Consider the following 14,083-nt stretch of genomic DNA (forward strand, 5'->3'; position numbering starts at 1 on the left):
CATGGGCGCGAAACCACTGTCGGAAATCATGGATCCGGGATGGGCGAAGGCACTCGAGCCGGTGGCGGATCGGATTTCCGTCATGGGCGAATTCCTTCGTGCCGAGAACGCCGCGGGCCGTGGCTACCTACCGTCCGGTGACAACGTCCTGCGAGCCTTTCAGCGTCCGTTCGACGCGGTGCGCGTGCTCGTCGTCGGCCAGGATCCCTACCCGACGCCCGGCCACCCGATGGGTCTGAGTTTCTCGGTGGCGCCGGACGTTTCGCCGATCCCGCGCAGCCTGGCCAATATCTTCGCCGAATACAGCAAAGATCTCGGTCACCCCACGCCGTCTTGCGGCGACCTGAGCCCGTGGTCGGATCAGGGTGTGCTGATGCTGAACCGGGTGCTCACCGTGTCGCCGGGCAAGCCGGCCTCGCACCGCGGCAAGGGCTGGGAGGCGGTCACCGATCAGGCGATTCGCGCCTTGGTCGCCAGGGACGAGCCGTTGGTGGCGATCCTGTGGGGCCGCGACGCCGCGACGCTGAAGCCGCTGCTGGCCGAATCCGAGATTCCTTATATCGAGTCCGCGCATCCGTCGCCACTGTCGGCGTCGCGTGGGTTCTTCGGTTCCCGCCCCTTCTCGCGAGTGAACGAACTACTCGACGAACTGGGGGCCGAACCGGTTGACTGGCGCCTGCCCTGAGTCGGGCGTCTGTGTGTGATCGACCCGAGAGAAAACGAGTGAGGAGTTCTTCCATGCACAACACCACCCTCCGCGGCGCTACCGCGACCTTGGCTTTCTGCGCCGCGCTCACCAGCGGCGCCGCCGTCGCCGGTGCGGCCCCCCTGCGGCTGGAGCCCGCCACGGAGACCACGACGGCTCCGGTCGCCGAGGAATACACCTCCAGCGGCTCCTCCACCATCTCCGCGTCGGTGAACGCGAAGATCGCGTGCCTGTTCTTCGTGGGCAATCTCGGCTGCTGAACCCTCGATTCGGCGGGTTCACGCCGGCGCGGACCGGCGTTGTGCGATCCTACAGATCGTGAGTAATGCGAACTATCTTCTCGAACCGTCCCGGCTCCGGCTGCGCGGTTCGGGCGGAATCGAGCTGGCCGCCGATCAGTTCGGTCCGGTCGACGGCCCGCTCGTCGTCTTCCTGCACGGTGGCGGGCAGACCCGGCACTCGTGGAAGCAGACCGGCGCGCGGCTCGGCGCGTCGGGAATGCGGGTGGTCACCGTCGACGCCCGCGGCCACGGCGACAGCGCGTGGGCGCCGGATCGCGACTACCGGCGCGAGACCATGGTCGATGACCTTCTGCTGGTGCTGGAACAACTGGGCGCGCCCGCGGTGGTCGTCGGGGCCAGCATGGGCGGGATCACCGGACTGCTCGCTACGGCGCGTCCCGGCGGGACGGCGATCAGCGCTCTGGTGCTCGTCGACATCGTGACCCGGCCCGAGCCGGAAGGGGTCGCCCGCGTGATCGACTTCCTCGGCAAGCATCGCGATGGCTTCGACACCCTCGAGCAGGCGGCCGACGCGGTCGCCGAGTATCTGCCGCATCGCCCGCGGCCGAAGAACACCGACGGCCTGCTGCGCAACCTGCGCGAGCGTGACGGTCGCTGGTACTGGCACTGGGATCCGGACATGCTGAGCGACCGGGTGGAGGACCCGTCGGCGATGATCGAACCGATGGAGGACGCGGCGCGGGCGCTGCGCATCCCGGTGCTGCTGGTGCGCGGCATGCGCTCGGACGTGGTGAGCGCCGAGGGCGCCGAGGCGTTTCAGCGGCTGGTGCCGCACGCCCAGCTGGTGGAGATCGGCGGCGCCGCGCACACCGCCGCCGGTGACGACAACGACTCGTTCACCGACGCCGTGGCGAAATTCGTGCTCTCGACCCGGGAGTGAGGCCCGGTCAGGCGAGCCCGGCGTAGTCGGGTTTGCGCTTCGCGACGAACGCGTCGACCCCCTCGCGTCCTGCGGCCGAGCCCGCGGCCGCGGCGATGCCGTCGCGTTCACTGTCGAGCTGATCGCTCAGCAGCGCGGTATCCGACTGCCGCAGCAGTGCTTTGATGCTCGCATGGGTGGAACGCGGTCCGTTGGCCAGGGTACGGGCGAGCCGCTGGGCCTCCTCGACGATCTCGTCGTCGGGGACCAGCCTGCTCAGCACGCCCAGCCGCACCGCCTCGTCGGCGTTCAGGACGGCGTCGGTGAGCAGGATTTCCCGTGCCCGCGCCCGCCCGACGATGCGCGGCAGCGTCCAGGACATGCCGCCATCCGGGCTCAGGCCGATGCCGGGATAGGCCGGGCGCAGTTTGGTGCCCGCTCCGCCGAGGGCGATATCGGCCAGGCAGACCAGGCTCATACCAGCCCCCGCCGCCCAACCCTGGACCGCTGCCACCACCGGGACCTCGACAGCGTCCAGCGCGCGGACGAACTCGTGCAGGTCGGTGGCCAGACCGTGAATGTGCGCGGAGCGATCCTGCGCCGCGGCGAAGCCGCGCACGTCACCGCCCGCGCAGAAGTTCGCGCCGGTGCCCCGCAACAGCACCGCGCCCACGTCGGAGCCGAGTGACCGCAGCGCGGCGGTGCCCGCGTTGATGCCCGCGAAGTCCATGGACGTGCCGTTGGCGGACGTAGCGATGGTGATCTGAAGGACGCCGTCGACGGTCGTCACGTACCCGGCTTGCTCGGTGGAGGTCATGATCTGCACCTTAACGGGCGCATCCGGACGCAGTCCGTCAGCGGCCGGAGGGGAGGTAGAGGGCAGCCGCGTGTGGCCGGGAGCGGAGGCGGGAGGCAGCCGCGCATGGCCGGAGCGGAGGCAGGAGGCAGCCGCGCATGGCCGGAGCGAAGGCGAAGGTACGCCTAAGGGGCGCCGCCAGGCGCGAAGTCCGCGTGCATCGTCGGCGTGCGCACCATGCGCACCTCCACCGCGGCGGTGAACGACTCGAGTTTGCGTGTGCCGTCGAGCACGAAGCCGTGCCTGCGGTAGAACGCCTGGGCGCGCGCATTCCGCTCGAACACCCACAGCGAGCACGGAGCGGCCGGGTCGAGTGCGGCGCGAATCAGGTCGTCGGCTACGCCACTGCCGTGCCAGCGGGAGCGCACGTAGAGGGCGTGCAGTTCCAGCGGGGTCACCGCGTCCGCGTCATCGGGCGGGCCCGCGCTGGCGAATCCGATCACGACGTCCTCGACGATCGCGACGTGGGTGCGGCCGGGGTAGCGCACCCGATCGCGTTCCCACAGCTCGGCCCGCCGCTCGATGTCGAAGGCGTCGAGCACATGGTCGGGCACCAGCCCCCGGTACGCCTCGCGCCAGCAGGAGATGTGGCATTCGGCGAGGCTGTAGGTGTGCTCGGCGGCCAGCGGCTGGACAAGCCAGGGAGGCTCCCTCATCGCGGGAACGCTCGCCGATCGCCCGCAGTCATGACGACGCCCCGGACCACCCGAAGTGGGTGCCGGGGCGCTCGGTCAGCCAGGGGCGGATCAGCCGCGGACGACCTTGCCCGCCTTCAGGCAGGAGGTGCACACGTTCATCCGGCGGGTGTTGCCCGGCGCGACCTGCGCGCGAACGGTCTGGATGTTCGGGTTCCAACGACGGTTGGTGCGCCGGTGCGAGTGCGAGACCGACTTCCCGAAGCCGGGGCCCTTGGCGCAGACGTCGCAGACGGCAGCCATAGTCGCGAACTCCTTCATGTCAATGGTGGGACCGCCGCTTTCGCGAGCGCGTCCTCGTGCAATGTCGAGTGTGCCCTGTCGGCTGGGGAGCCGACCAGCGCAGACCGGCGACGGCCGCGCGAGGCAACCCTGCAAGGGTAGCTGTGCCGGTACCGATCCACCAAACCGGTCCCCGCGGACGAGTGCCGGAGCGGTAGCTGGGCACCTCCAGTTTAATGGCGCGGTCTTGCCGGTTGCCTGTCGGCACCGCCAGCTAACCTGGCGGACGGTGTGGTGCGGAGGAAGGGAGTGCGGTGACGGTGTCCGGAGCGCGAGATGTGCTGGACGGCACGGCATTGCTGTGCTGGGGCCGCACCTGTCTCGCCGGCCTGGAACACCGGCGCGAGGAGATCAACGCGCTCAATGTCTTTCCCGTCCCGGACGCCGACACCGGCACCAATCTGCTGGCCACCATGCGGGCCGCGGTCGAGGCGGCGGAAGCGGCCGCGGCGTCGCGGGCGAACACCGAGGCGAGCGGTGACGGGAGCGCGGCTCGTGCCGTCGCCGTCGCGATGGCGCACGGCGCGACGGTCGGTGCCCGCGGCAATTCCGGGATCATCCTGTCCCAGGTGCTGCGCGGCGTCGCGGAGGCGGTGGACGGGGGTCCGTTCACGGCGGACAGTCTGCGCGTGGCGCTGACCAGGGCTTCCGAGCTGGTGCGCGAAGCGCTGAGCGTGCCGATCGAAGGAACCATCCTCACCGTGCTGGACTGCGCCGCCGCGGCGGCCGCGGGGTGCCCGGATCAGACCTTGGCAGGCGTGGCGCTGGCCGCGGCCGACGGTGCGGCCAAGGCGCTCGGCGACACTCCCTTTCAATTGGGGGTGCTGCGTGAGGCCGGTGTCGTCGACGCGGGAGCCCGCGGGCTGGTCGTGCTGCTGGACAGTTTGGTCACGATGACCAGGGGTGAAGCGCCCGAGCGGCCGGAGTACCCCCGGCCGGCGGCGGCGGCGCGATCCGCGTCCGCCGACGACGCCGAACCGCAGTACGAGGTGATGTACCTGCTGGCCGATTCCGACGAGTCGAGAGTGGCCGCGCTGCGAGCCCGTCTGGGTGAACTCGGCGACTCGGTGGTGGTCGTCGGTGACGGCGGCGGGTCCTGGTCGGCGCATGTGCACTGCGCCGACGCCGGTGCGGCCGTGGAGGCGGGCATCGCCGCGGGCACGCTGAGCCGGATCCGTGTCGAGAACGTCACCTTCGGGTCGCACCGAGACGTATGGTCCGCGTCCGGAAACCGCGCCGAGGTCGCGGTCACCGGAAACCAGCCGAACCCCGCCGACGACCGTGCCTCCGACGTGCGGACCTGGCCCGTCCGAACCGGAGACACCGCGAGATCCGCCCCGGCCGCCGATTCCACCCAGGTGGTGGCCGGTGCGCTCGGCTCGGCCGCGGTCAAGCCCCCCGGCGCTCCGGCCGACCGCGGAATCCTGGCGGTGGTCGCCGGCGCGGGCGCGGCGTCGCTGTTCGAGGACGCGGGCGCCGTGGTGCTGGCGGGCGACGAGCCGGTCACCGCGACGACGCTGCTGGCCGCCATCCGGCGGATGCCGAACCGTGAAGTGCTGGTGCTGCCCAACGGCGCGCTGCCCGCGCACGAACTGGTCGCCGTGGGCGTCGCGGCGCGCGACGCCCACCGCGATGTGCTGCTGCTGCCGAGTGCGTCGATGGTGCAGGGCCTGGCCGCGCTGGCCGTGCACGACCGCGGACGGATCGCGGTCGACGACGCCTTCGCCATGTCGGAGGCAGCCGCCACGACGCGCTGGGGATCGCTGCGCGCGGCGACCGAGCGCGCGCTCACCATGGTCGGCACCTGCGAACCGGGCGACGGGCTCGGGCTGGCCGGCCACGACGTCGTCGTGATCGAGCCCGATGTGCGGACGGCGGGCCGGACGCTGTTGGACCGGTTGCTCGCCTTCGGAGGAGAGCTGGTCACCCTGCTGATGGGAGCGGCCGCGCCGGAGGGTCTCGGCGACGAACTCGCCGCCCACATCGCGCGGCACTTCCCCGGTGTCGAGGTGATCGTGTATCCCGGTGGGCAGCAGGGCGATTCGGTGCAGATCGGAGTGGAGTAGGGCATGGCGACACTGAGCGATCGGCTCGACCACATACTCGGGGCGAAGGCGGCGGCCTCGCTGGCGGACGCGTTCGACATGCACACCGTCGAGGACCTGCTGCGGCACTACCCGCTGCGCTACGCCACGCAGGGGCAGCCGCTCACCGAGGAGGCGCCCGAGGACGGTTCGCACATCACGGTCATCGGACGGATCACCAAGGCCGATCTGCGGCCGATGCGCAACCGCCGCGGGTCGCTGCTGAAGGTGGTGCTCGACACCGGCTCCGGGCGCGGCGTCGACGTCACCTTCTTCAATGGCGACAAGGTGAAATACGTCGTGCGCGAAGGTCTGCGCGCGATGATGTCGGGCACGGTGAACTACTGGCGCCCCGGCCAGTGGAACCTCAGCCACCCCGGTTACCTGATCCTGCCGGAGACCGAGGACGACGACTCGGTCGGCGCGTTGACGAAGGTTCGCGGCGGCGGAGACCTGCGCGGCCTGGCGCAGAGCGCCAAAGGCGCCGGGGGAGTGGACACCTCGTTCATGGAACGCGAGTTCATCCCGGTCTACCCGGCGACCGCCAAGGTGCAGAGCTGGGACGTGCTCGCCTGCGTGCGTCAGGTGCTCGACCAGCTCGATCCGCTCGATGATCCGCTGCCGGGTGACGTGCGCGCCGAACGGGCGCTGCCGAACCTGTCCGACGCGCTGCGCTTGATCCACCTGCCCGAGCGCAAGTCCGATATCGATCAGGCCAGAGACCGGCTGCGTTTCGACGAGGCGCTGGCCTTGCAACTGGTGCTGGCCGAGCGCAGGCACGAGGTGTCCGGTCGCCGCGCACGCGCCTGCGTGGCACGCACCGACGGCATCGCCGCCGCGTTCGACCAGCGCCTGCCCTTCGACCTCACCGCGGGGCAGCGGCAGGTCGTCGCCGAGATCTCCGCCGACCTGGCTCGCGAGCAGCCGATGCACCGGTTGCTGCAAGGTGAGGTGGGCTCGGGCAAGACGATCGTCGCCCTGCACGCCATGCTGCAAGTGGTCGACGCGGGCCTGCAGTGCGCGCTGCTCGCCCCGACGGAGGTACTGGCCGCGCAGCACTACCGGTCGCTGCGCGGCATGCTCGGCGAGCTGGGCTCCGCGGGCGAGCTGGGCGCGGCCGACAACGCCACCCGCGTGGCGCTGGTGACCGGCTCGATGTCGGCCGCGGCGAAGAAGGCCGCGCTGCTGGAGGCGGTGACCGGCGAGGCGGGCATCGTGATCGGCACACACGCGCTGATCCAGGACAACGTCGAGTTCTTCGACCTCGGCATGGTGGTGGTCGACGAACAGCATCGCTTCGGCGTCGAGCAGCGGGACGCGTTGCGCGCCAAGGCGAAAGCGGGCGCCAGCCCACATCTGCTGGTGATGACCGCGACGCCGATCCCGCGCACCATCGCCATGACCACGCTCGGTGACCTGGAGACCTCCACGCTGACCGAACTGCCGCGCGGCCGCTCGCCGATCGTCTCCAAGGTGGTGCCGCGCAGGCAGCATCCGAACTGGGTGGATCGCGCCTGGGAGCGGATCGTGGAGGAGGTCGCCGCCGGACGCCAGGCGTACGTGGTGTGTTCGCGCATCGGCGACGACGAGGAGGCGACGGGCAAGTCCCGCAACGGGCGCTCGAAATCCGGTGACGGCGAGAAGGAAGGCCCGACCACCCAGGCAGTGCTCGACGTGTTCGAGATGCTGCGCGGCGGGCCGCTGTCGGGCGTGCGGGTGGGCCTGCTGCACGGCAGACTGCCCGCCGATGAGAAAGACCAGGTGATGCGGGCGTTCAACGACGGATCGGTGGACGTGCTGGTGTGCACAACGGTGGTCGAGGTCGGGGTGGACGTGCCCAACGCGACGGTGATGGTGATCGTCGACGCGGACCGGTTCGGCGTCAGTCAGCTGCACCAGCTGCGCGGCCGGATCGGCCGGGGAAAGCACCCGGGACTGTGCCTGCTGGTCACCGACGCCGCGCCGGGCGGGTCGGCGATGGCGCGGCTGGACGCGGTCGCGGCCACCACCGACGGCTTCGAACTCGCGGTGCTCGACCTGCGCACCCGCCGTGAGGGCGACGTGCTCGGCGCCGCCCAGTCCGGCACGGCCCGCTCGCTGCGCCTGCTGTCGCTGCTGGACGACCTCGAGGTCATCACCGCCGCCCAGGAATTCGCCCGGAACGTGGTGGCGTCCGATCCCGGATTGCGCAGGCATCCCGGTCTGGCCGGGATGATGCACGCGGCGGTGGACTCCGAGCGGCTGGAGTATCTGGCCAAGTCTTGACGCCTTGTCAGCGTCCGAGCCGCGGGTAGGGCAGGTCGGTGCTGGTGTATTCGCTGACGGCCAAGGGGCTGCCGATGTGCGGGAAGGCCCGCTGCGGGCACCCCGGACGCTCGCACACCTTGCAGCCCGCGCCGATCGGGACCGCGGTGGCCGGGTCGTCCACCTGTAATCCGGCCGAATACACCAGGCGGTCGGCGTATTCGATGTCGCAGCCGAGACCGATCGCGAAGTTCTTCGCCGTGGTGCCGAACCCGTGTGGTGCGATCGCCGCGGTGCGGGCCACCCACAGATAGCGGCGGCCGTCGGGCATCTCGGCGACCTGGGTGAGTATGCGGCCGGGGTGCGCGAAGGCCTCGTGCACCACCCACAGCGGGCAACTGCCGCCCACTCGGGAGAAATGGAACGCGGTGGCGGACTGACGTTTGGAGATGTTGCCCGCGCGATCGGTGCGCACGAAGAAGAACGGGACGCCGCGCTGTCCTTGCCGCTGCAAGGTGCTGAGCCGATGGCAGATGGTTTCGAATCCGACCTCGAAACGCAGGGCGAGCAGGTCGATGTCGTAGTGCAGTTCCTCGGCCGAGCGCAGGAATCGCCCGTACGGCAGCACCAGCGCGCCGGCGAAGTAGTTGGCCAGCCCGATCCGCGCCAGCGTGCGGGATTCGCCGCTGAGCGAGGGGGTTTCGGCCAGGACGCCGTCCAGCTCCGCCCCGTACAGCAGGAAGCCGAGCGTGGTGGCGATCTGGAAGGCGCGCTGGCCCGGCCGCAGCCGACGGGCGAGGGTGAGCGTGCGGGTCTCCGGGTCGTAGTGCCGTTTGGGGACGTTGGGGTCGGCGCCGTCGCCGCGCACCAGGACGGTCACGCCCGCACGTTCCTCGGCGATCCGCGCGAGCTGGCGATCGAGTGAGCCGATGCTGAGCCCGGAGTTCTCGAACAGTTGCTCGGCGGCGATGTCCAGCTGCGGAATGTGATTGTGGTGGTCGTAGAAGAAGTCGCGCACGTCCTCGTAGGGCATCGGCACCCCGGGCGCGCCCGCGGGCGCGGAGACCCGTGCGGAGAGCAGGTCGAGCTGATCGGTGGCGGCGCGTAGTCGGCGATGCATCGCGACGACGATCCTGGCGACCTCCGGCTGACGGGTCGCCAGCTCCTCGACTTCGGTCAGCGGCGCGGTGTGCCCGCCCGCGGCGTCCACCAGCACTTCGTGCAGGTCGGACACCAGGCGCGCGTCCGAGTCGGCGGCGAAGAACTGGACGTCGAGGTCGAAGGTGGAATTCAGTTTCAGCAGTACGGGAATGGTGAGGGGGCGTTGGTCGCGCTCGAGCTGGTTGAGATAGCTCGGCGACAGATCCAGCGATTTCGCCAGAGCCGCCTGAGTCATCCTCCGCTCTTCGCGCAATCGCCGAAGCCGGGCGCCCGCATACATCTTGCGCACGTGCACGATGGTAGCTGCGCTTATTCGCAATCATCGCAAAAACACGCGTTGTTACCCACGAAAATATACTTTTGCGAGGTATTAAGTGTCCTGCCCGATCTGCGTAGCGTGCGAAGAGAGATTCATCGCCGCGTCGTGGAGGATGCATGAAGACACACATCGTACGAGCCCGTTCCGCCGCCGAGGAGTTCCCACGCTCCGAGCATCTCGCCACCAAGATCGCCGAAGTGGCCGCCGACCAGGTCGAAGTCACCGCCGAAGTCGGCGCGATGATCATCGACCGGATCATCGACAACGCCGCGGTAGCCGCCGCTTCGCTGACGCGCCACCCCGTGACCGCAGCGCGCGCCCAGGCCACCGCACAGCCCTACCGGCCGCGGACCGGCCGGCGCGGGGCCACGGTCTTCGGTCTGCCGGTCGGGCAGCGGGTTTCGCCCGAGTGGGGCGCTTGGGCCAATGGAGTCGCGGTGCGGGAACTGGACTTCCATGACACGTTCCTCGCCGCGGAGTATTCGCATCCGGGTGACAACATCCCGCCGATCCTCGCGGTCGCCCAGCATCTCGGTCGTGGTGGCGCCGAGCTGATCCGCGGGCTGGCCACCGGCTACGAGATCCAGATCGACCTGGCGCGCGGGATCTGCCTGCACGAACACAAGATCGATCACGTCGCCCATCTCGGCCCCTCCGCCGCGGCCGGGATCGGCACGCTGCTCGGCCTCGACACCGAGACCATCTACCAGGCACTCGGCCAGGCGCTGCACACCACCACGGCGACGCGACAGTCCCGCAAAGGAGAGATCTCCAGCTGGAAGGCCTACGCACCCGCCTTCGCGGGAAAGATGGCGGTCGAGGCAGTGGATCGCGCTCTGCGCGGCGAGGGTGCGCCCGCGCCGATCTGGGAGGGCGCCGACGGCGTGATCGCCCGGTTGCTCGGCGGGCCGGACGCCGAATATCGCGTGCCGCTGCCAGCCCCCGGCGAGGCCAAGCGCGCCATCCTGGACAGCTACACCAAGGAGCACTCGGCCGAATACCAGAGTCAGGCGCCGATCGATCTCGCGCGCCGGATGCGGAAGCGGATCGGCGATCTGGAGCAGATCGCCTCCATCGTGCTGCACACCAGCCACCACACGCACGTGGTGATCGGCACCGGCTCCGGCGACCCGCAGAAGTTCGATCCACACGCAGGCCGCGAAACACTCGATCATTCGCTGCCCTACATCTTCGCGGTGGCACTGCAGGACGGGACCTGGCACCACGAGCGGTCGTACGCGCCCGAGCGGGCGCGGCGGCCGGACACCGTCGCGCTGTGGCGCAAGATCAGCACGGCCGAGGACCCGGAGTGGACCCGGCGCTACCACGCCACCGACCCCGGGGAAAAGGCGTTCGGCGCGCGCGCCGTGGTCACGCTGGCGAGCGGGGAGACGATCGTCGACGAATTGGCCGTCGCCGACGCCCATCCGCTGGGCGCGCGTCCGTTCGGCCGGGCTCAGTACATCGCCAAGTTCCGCACCCTGACCGAGGGGGTGCTCGACGAGGCCGAGCAGGAGCGCTTCCTCGACGCGGCCCAGCGAACGCCGGAACTGGCCGCCGGTGAGCTGGACCAACTGAATTTCACCGTGTCCGACGAGGTGCTCACCCGCGCGCCGCGAATTGCCGAAGGGATCTTCTGATGCGAGCGTCAGTCCTGGACCAGGATCACCGCCTGCGCGGCGATGACGTTCTCGCCGTCGAAGGTGAGCGCGGGCGATCCGTGCAGCCGATAGCCCTGCGCGAGCAGGTCGCTGACGCGGGCGCAGAATCGCGCGTCGTCGACGCCGGTGATCAGTCGGTAGCGCAGCGGTTCCGTTTCGGTCATGCGATGAGCGTAGGGCGGTGGGGGCGGTGACCGGCCTGTTGTCGTCGGCGACGACCGCGCAGCAGAAGCGCTCGGCGTTGCGTGCCGGCCTGACCTCGGGCCGGATCCAGCGGTTTCCCGGCGCGTTCGATCCGCTGGTGGCCCGGCTGATCCAGGAGATCGGGTTCGAAGGCGTGTACGTCTCGGGCGCGGCGCTGTCGGCCGAGCTGGCCTTGCCCGACATCGGCCTGACCACGCTCAGCGAGGTGGCCGCGCGGGCGCAGCAGATCGCGCGGGTCACCGACCTTCCGGTGCTCGCCGACGCGGATACCGGCTTCGGGGAGCCGATGAACGCCGCGCGCACCGTCACCCTCTTGGAGGACGCCGGACTGGCGGGGTGCCACATCGAGGATCAGGTGAACCCGAAGCGCTGTGGTCACCTCGACGGCAAGGCCGTCGTGCCGGTCGAGGACATGGTGCGGCGCCTGCGCGCCGCCGTCTCGGCCCGGCGCGACCCGGACTTCGTCGTCTGCGCCCGCACCGACGCGCGCGGCACGGACGGACTGGCCGCCGCGATCGACCGGGCCAAGGCCTACGCGGAGGCGGGCGCGGACCTGATCTTCACCGAAGCGCTGGCCGACGCGGCGGAGTTCGCGCAATTCCGGGCCGCGGTCCACGTCCCGCTGCTGGCCAACATGACCGAGTTCGGCAAGTCCGAGTTGCTGTCCGCGCGGGAGCTGGAAGAACTCGGGTACAACGCGGTCATCTATCCCGTGACGACGCTGCGGCTGGCCATGTACGCCGTGGAGCAGGGGCTGCGCGAGATCGACCGCACCGGGACGCAGGCCGCGCTGCTCGGGACCATGCAGCACCGGTCCCGGCTCTACGAACTGCTGCGCTACGAGCAGTACAACGCGTTCGACGCGGGCGTATTCACCTTCACCGTGAGCGAGGGAGCGACATGACCGAGATCAAGAAGGGCCTGGCCGGAGTGGTGGTCGACACCACCGCCATCTCGAAGGTGGTGCCGGAGACCAACTCCCTGACCTATCGCGGCTACGCGGTGCCGGATCTGGCGCGGCACTGCGGATTCGAGGAGGTCGCCTACCTGCTCTGGTACGGCGAACTGCCCGACGCCGCACAGCTCGAGCTGCTGTGTCAGCGCGAGCGCGCCCAGCGGCGGATCGACCGGTCGGTCCTCTCGCTGATCGAGAAGATGCCCGACTCCTGTCATCCGATGGACGTGGTGCGGACGGTGGTGAGTTATCTGGGGGCCGAGGACCCGGAGGAGGACCTGTCCGGTGCCACCGCGCAGCGGGCGCTGCCCGCCAAGGCGCTGCGCCTGACCGCTGTGCTGCCGACCGTCATCGCCGCCGACATGCGGCGGCGGCGTGGGCTGGATCCCGTCGCGCCGCATTCGCACCTGGGCTTCGCGGCGAACTTCCTGAACATGTGCTTCGGCGCGGTGCCCGATCCGCGGATCGTCCGGGCGTTCGAGACGTCGCTGATCCTCTACGCGGAGCACGGTTTCAACGCCTCCACCTTCGCCGCACGGGTGGTCACCTCCACGCGATCGGACATCTACAGCGCGGTCACGGCCGCGATCGGGGCGCTGAAAGGGCCACTGCACGGCGGCGCCAACGAGGCCGTCATGCGCGCGCTGCTGGAGATCGGCGAACCGGAAAAGGCCGGCGAATGGCTGCGCGCCAAGCTCGCCGACAAGCAGAAGGTGATGGGCTTCGGGCATCGGGTCTACAAGAACGGCGATTCCCGGGTGCCGACCATGCGCGCGGAACTGGCGCGGGTGGCGGCGGTGACCGGCGGCGAGCGCTGGCTGCGCGTGTCCGCCGCCCTGGAACACGCGATGGCGGAGGCCACCGGTATCGAGCCGAATCTGGATTTCCCCGCCGGGCCCGCCTACTACCTGATGGGTTTCGACATCGCGATGTTCACGCCGATCTTCGTGATGAGCCGGATCGCCGGGTGGACCGCGCACATCATCGAGCAGGTGGCCTCGAACGCGTTGATCCGGCCGCTGTCGGAGTACACCGGGGTACCGCAGCGGGAGCTGATCGTCAGCCGCTGACCGGGGGCCTGCCGCGGGCGGAGCCGGGCAGGCCGTGATCCACTCTTCCCAACCGAGCGATTGCTTGGTTCAATCGTTGGGTCCGGCGCTCCGCCCATCAGGAAAGTGAGCCAGCGAATGCCCGATCCCGACGAGCTCGTGCGTGCGATGTGCCGAAGCTGGTCCGACCCCGACCCGGATCGGATCAGCGCGTACTTCGCCGAGGACGCCGTCTATCACAACATCCCGATGGAACCCATCGTCGGCCGCACCGCGATCCGTGACTTCATCGCGGGCTTCCTGACCACCTTCGAGGCTATCGACTTCGACATCCACCATCAGATCGCATCCGGCAACGTGGTCATGAACGAACGCACCGACACGCTGCGCTCCGCGGGCCGCGAGACCCCGCTTCCCGTCATGGGCTTCTTCGAAGTCACCGACGGCGCCATCACCACGTGGCGCGACTATTTCGACATGGCCGCCATCAACCGGGCCTTCGGCCTGTAGCGCGGACGCGACTTCCGGAATCGCAGGGAACCGAATCCGGAATGGATGCGTCGAAGTAGGCAAGAGGGGAAAGACATAAGTCGACGGTTGAGGAGGGGTGGCCGGTGGAGCGTTGTTCTGGTTGTCATACGGCGTGGCGGCGGGGGATGCGGGCGCGGGCACGGGAGCTGCCGGTGACGCGGCGGGAAGAGCCCTG

At 69.9% G+C, this 14,083-nt stretch carries 14 protein-coding genes; 9 read left to right on the forward strand and 5 right to left on the reverse strand.

The window, feature by feature from the left end; genetic code table 11:
* Position 1: 1 nt before the first annotated feature.
* The 3 genes from LTT66_RS22945 to LTT66_RS22955 are packed head-to-tail and all read left to right on the forward strand — an operon-like array spanning position 2 to position 1,888.
* Positions 2–685 (forward strand): uracil-DNA glycosylase, encoded by a 684-nt coding sequence (locus LTT66_RS22945; protein WP_195064565.1) that lies wholly within the window; start codon positions 2–4, stop codon positions 683–685.
* Between the two features lie 53 nt (positions 686–738).
* A complete protein-coding gene (locus LTT66_RS22950) occupies positions 739–966 on the forward strand; it encodes a hypothetical protein (RefSeq protein ID WP_043695495.1) in 228 nt (75 codons plus the stop codon).
* A 58-nt stretch (positions 967–1,024) separates the two neighbouring features.
* A complete protein-coding gene (locus LTT66_RS22955) occupies positions 1,025–1,888 on the forward strand; it encodes an alpha/beta fold hydrolase (RefSeq protein ID WP_233060592.1) in 864 nt (287 codons plus the stop codon).
* 7 nt (positions 1,889–1,895) lie between these two features.
* On the opposite strand, the gene LTT66_RS22960 is transcribed toward LTT66_RS22955, so the two are convergent.
* The 3 genes from LTT66_RS22960 to rpmB all read right to left on the reverse strand — a co-directional run bounded on the left by LTT66_RS22960 (position 1,896) and on the right by rpmB (position 3,661).
* Positions 1,896–2,684, reverse strand: a complete 789-nt coding sequence (locus LTT66_RS22960; protein WP_233060593.1) for an enoyl-CoA hydratase/isomerase family protein — start codon at positions 2,682–2,684, stop codon at positions 1,896–1,898.
* 164 nt (positions 2,685–2,848) lie between these two features.
* Positions 2,849–3,379, reverse strand: coding sequence for a GNAT family N-acetyltransferase (locus tag LTT66_RS22965; RefSeq protein WP_233060594.1), 531 nt, complete (start codon positions 3,377–3,379; stop codon positions 2,849–2,851).
* A 90-nt stretch (positions 3,380–3,469) separates the two neighbouring features.
* Positions 3,470–3,661, reverse strand: a complete 192-nt coding sequence (rpmB, locus tag LTT66_RS22970) for a 50S ribosomal protein L28 (RefSeq protein WP_011210730.1) — start codon at positions 3,659–3,661, stop codon at positions 3,470–3,472.
* A 299-nt stretch (positions 3,662–3,960) separates the two neighbouring features.
* Here rpmB and LTT66_RS22975 point away from each other — a divergent pair, with 299 nt between their 5' ends.
* Positions 3,961–5,766, forward strand: coding sequence for a DAK2 domain-containing protein (locus LTT66_RS22975; protein WP_408638865.1), 1,806 nt, complete (start codon positions 3,961–3,963; stop codon positions 5,764–5,766).
* 3 nt (positions 5,767–5,769) lie between these two features.
* Positions 5,770–8,049: an ATP-dependent DNA helicase RecG gene (gene recG / locus LTT66_RS22980; protein ID WP_233060596.1), complete on the forward strand. Its 2,280-nt coding sequence runs from the start codon at positions 5,770–5,772 to the stop codon at positions 8,047–8,049.
* A 7-nt stretch (positions 8,050–8,056) separates the two neighbouring features.
* Here recG and LTT66_RS22985 read toward each other — a convergent pair whose 3' ends face one another.
* Positions 8,057–9,478 carry a short-chain fatty acyl-CoA regulator family protein gene (locus LTT66_RS22985; RefSeq protein ID WP_233060597.1) on the reverse strand — a complete coding sequence of 474 codons (1,422 nt, stop codon included), beginning with the start codon at positions 9,476–9,478 and terminating at the stop codon, positions 8,057–8,059.
* A gap of 146 nt (positions 9,479–9,624) precedes the next feature.
* On the opposite strand from LTT66_RS22985, the gene LTT66_RS22990 reads away from it, so the two are divergent.
* Positions 9,625–11,148 carry an MmgE/PrpD family protein gene (locus LTT66_RS22990; RefSeq protein ID WP_233060598.1) on the forward strand — a complete coding sequence of 508 codons (1,524 nt, stop codon included), beginning with the start codon at positions 9,625–9,627 and terminating at the stop codon, positions 11,146–11,148.
* A gap of 8 nt (positions 11,149–11,156) precedes the next feature.
* Here the strand turns inward: LTT66_RS22990 and LTT66_RS22995 are convergent, their stop codons facing one another.
* Positions 11,157–11,333 (reverse strand): DUF1737 domain-containing protein, encoded by a 177-nt coding sequence (locus LTT66_RS22995; RefSeq protein ID WP_233060599.1) that lies wholly within the window; start codon positions 11,331–11,333, stop codon positions 11,157–11,159.
* A gap of 26 nt (positions 11,334–11,359) precedes the next feature.
* On the opposite strand from LTT66_RS22995, the gene prpB reads away from it, so the two are divergent.
* The 3 genes from prpB (at position 11,360) to LTT66_RS23010 (ending at position 13,887) form a co-directional block, all read left to right on the forward strand.
* Positions 11,360–12,277 carry a methylisocitrate lyase gene (prpB, locus tag LTT66_RS23000; RefSeq protein WP_233060600.1) on the forward strand — a complete coding sequence of 306 codons (918 nt, stop codon included), beginning with the start codon at positions 11,360–11,362 and terminating at the stop codon, positions 12,275–12,277.
* Positions 12,274–13,398 carry a bifunctional 2-methylcitrate synthase/citrate synthase gene (locus tag LTT66_RS23005; protein WP_233060602.1) on the forward strand — a complete coding sequence of 375 codons (1,125 nt, stop codon included), beginning with the start codon at positions 12,274–12,276 and terminating at the stop codon, positions 13,396–13,398. Before prpB ends, LTT66_RS23005 begins: the two co-directional genes overlap by 4 nt.
* Before the next feature lie 117 nt (positions 13,399–13,515).
* Entirely contained in the window at positions 13,516–13,887 is a 372-nt protein-coding gene (locus LTT66_RS23010) for a nuclear transport factor 2 family protein (protein WP_181718699.1), read from the forward strand.
* Positions 13,888–14,083 lie beyond the last annotated feature (196 nt).

It is taken from the genome of Nocardia gipuzkoensis, assembly GCF_021183645.1.
GTDB classification, from domain to species: Bacteria; Actinomycetota; Actinomycetes; order Mycobacteriales; family Mycobacteriaceae; genus Nocardia; species Nocardia abscessus.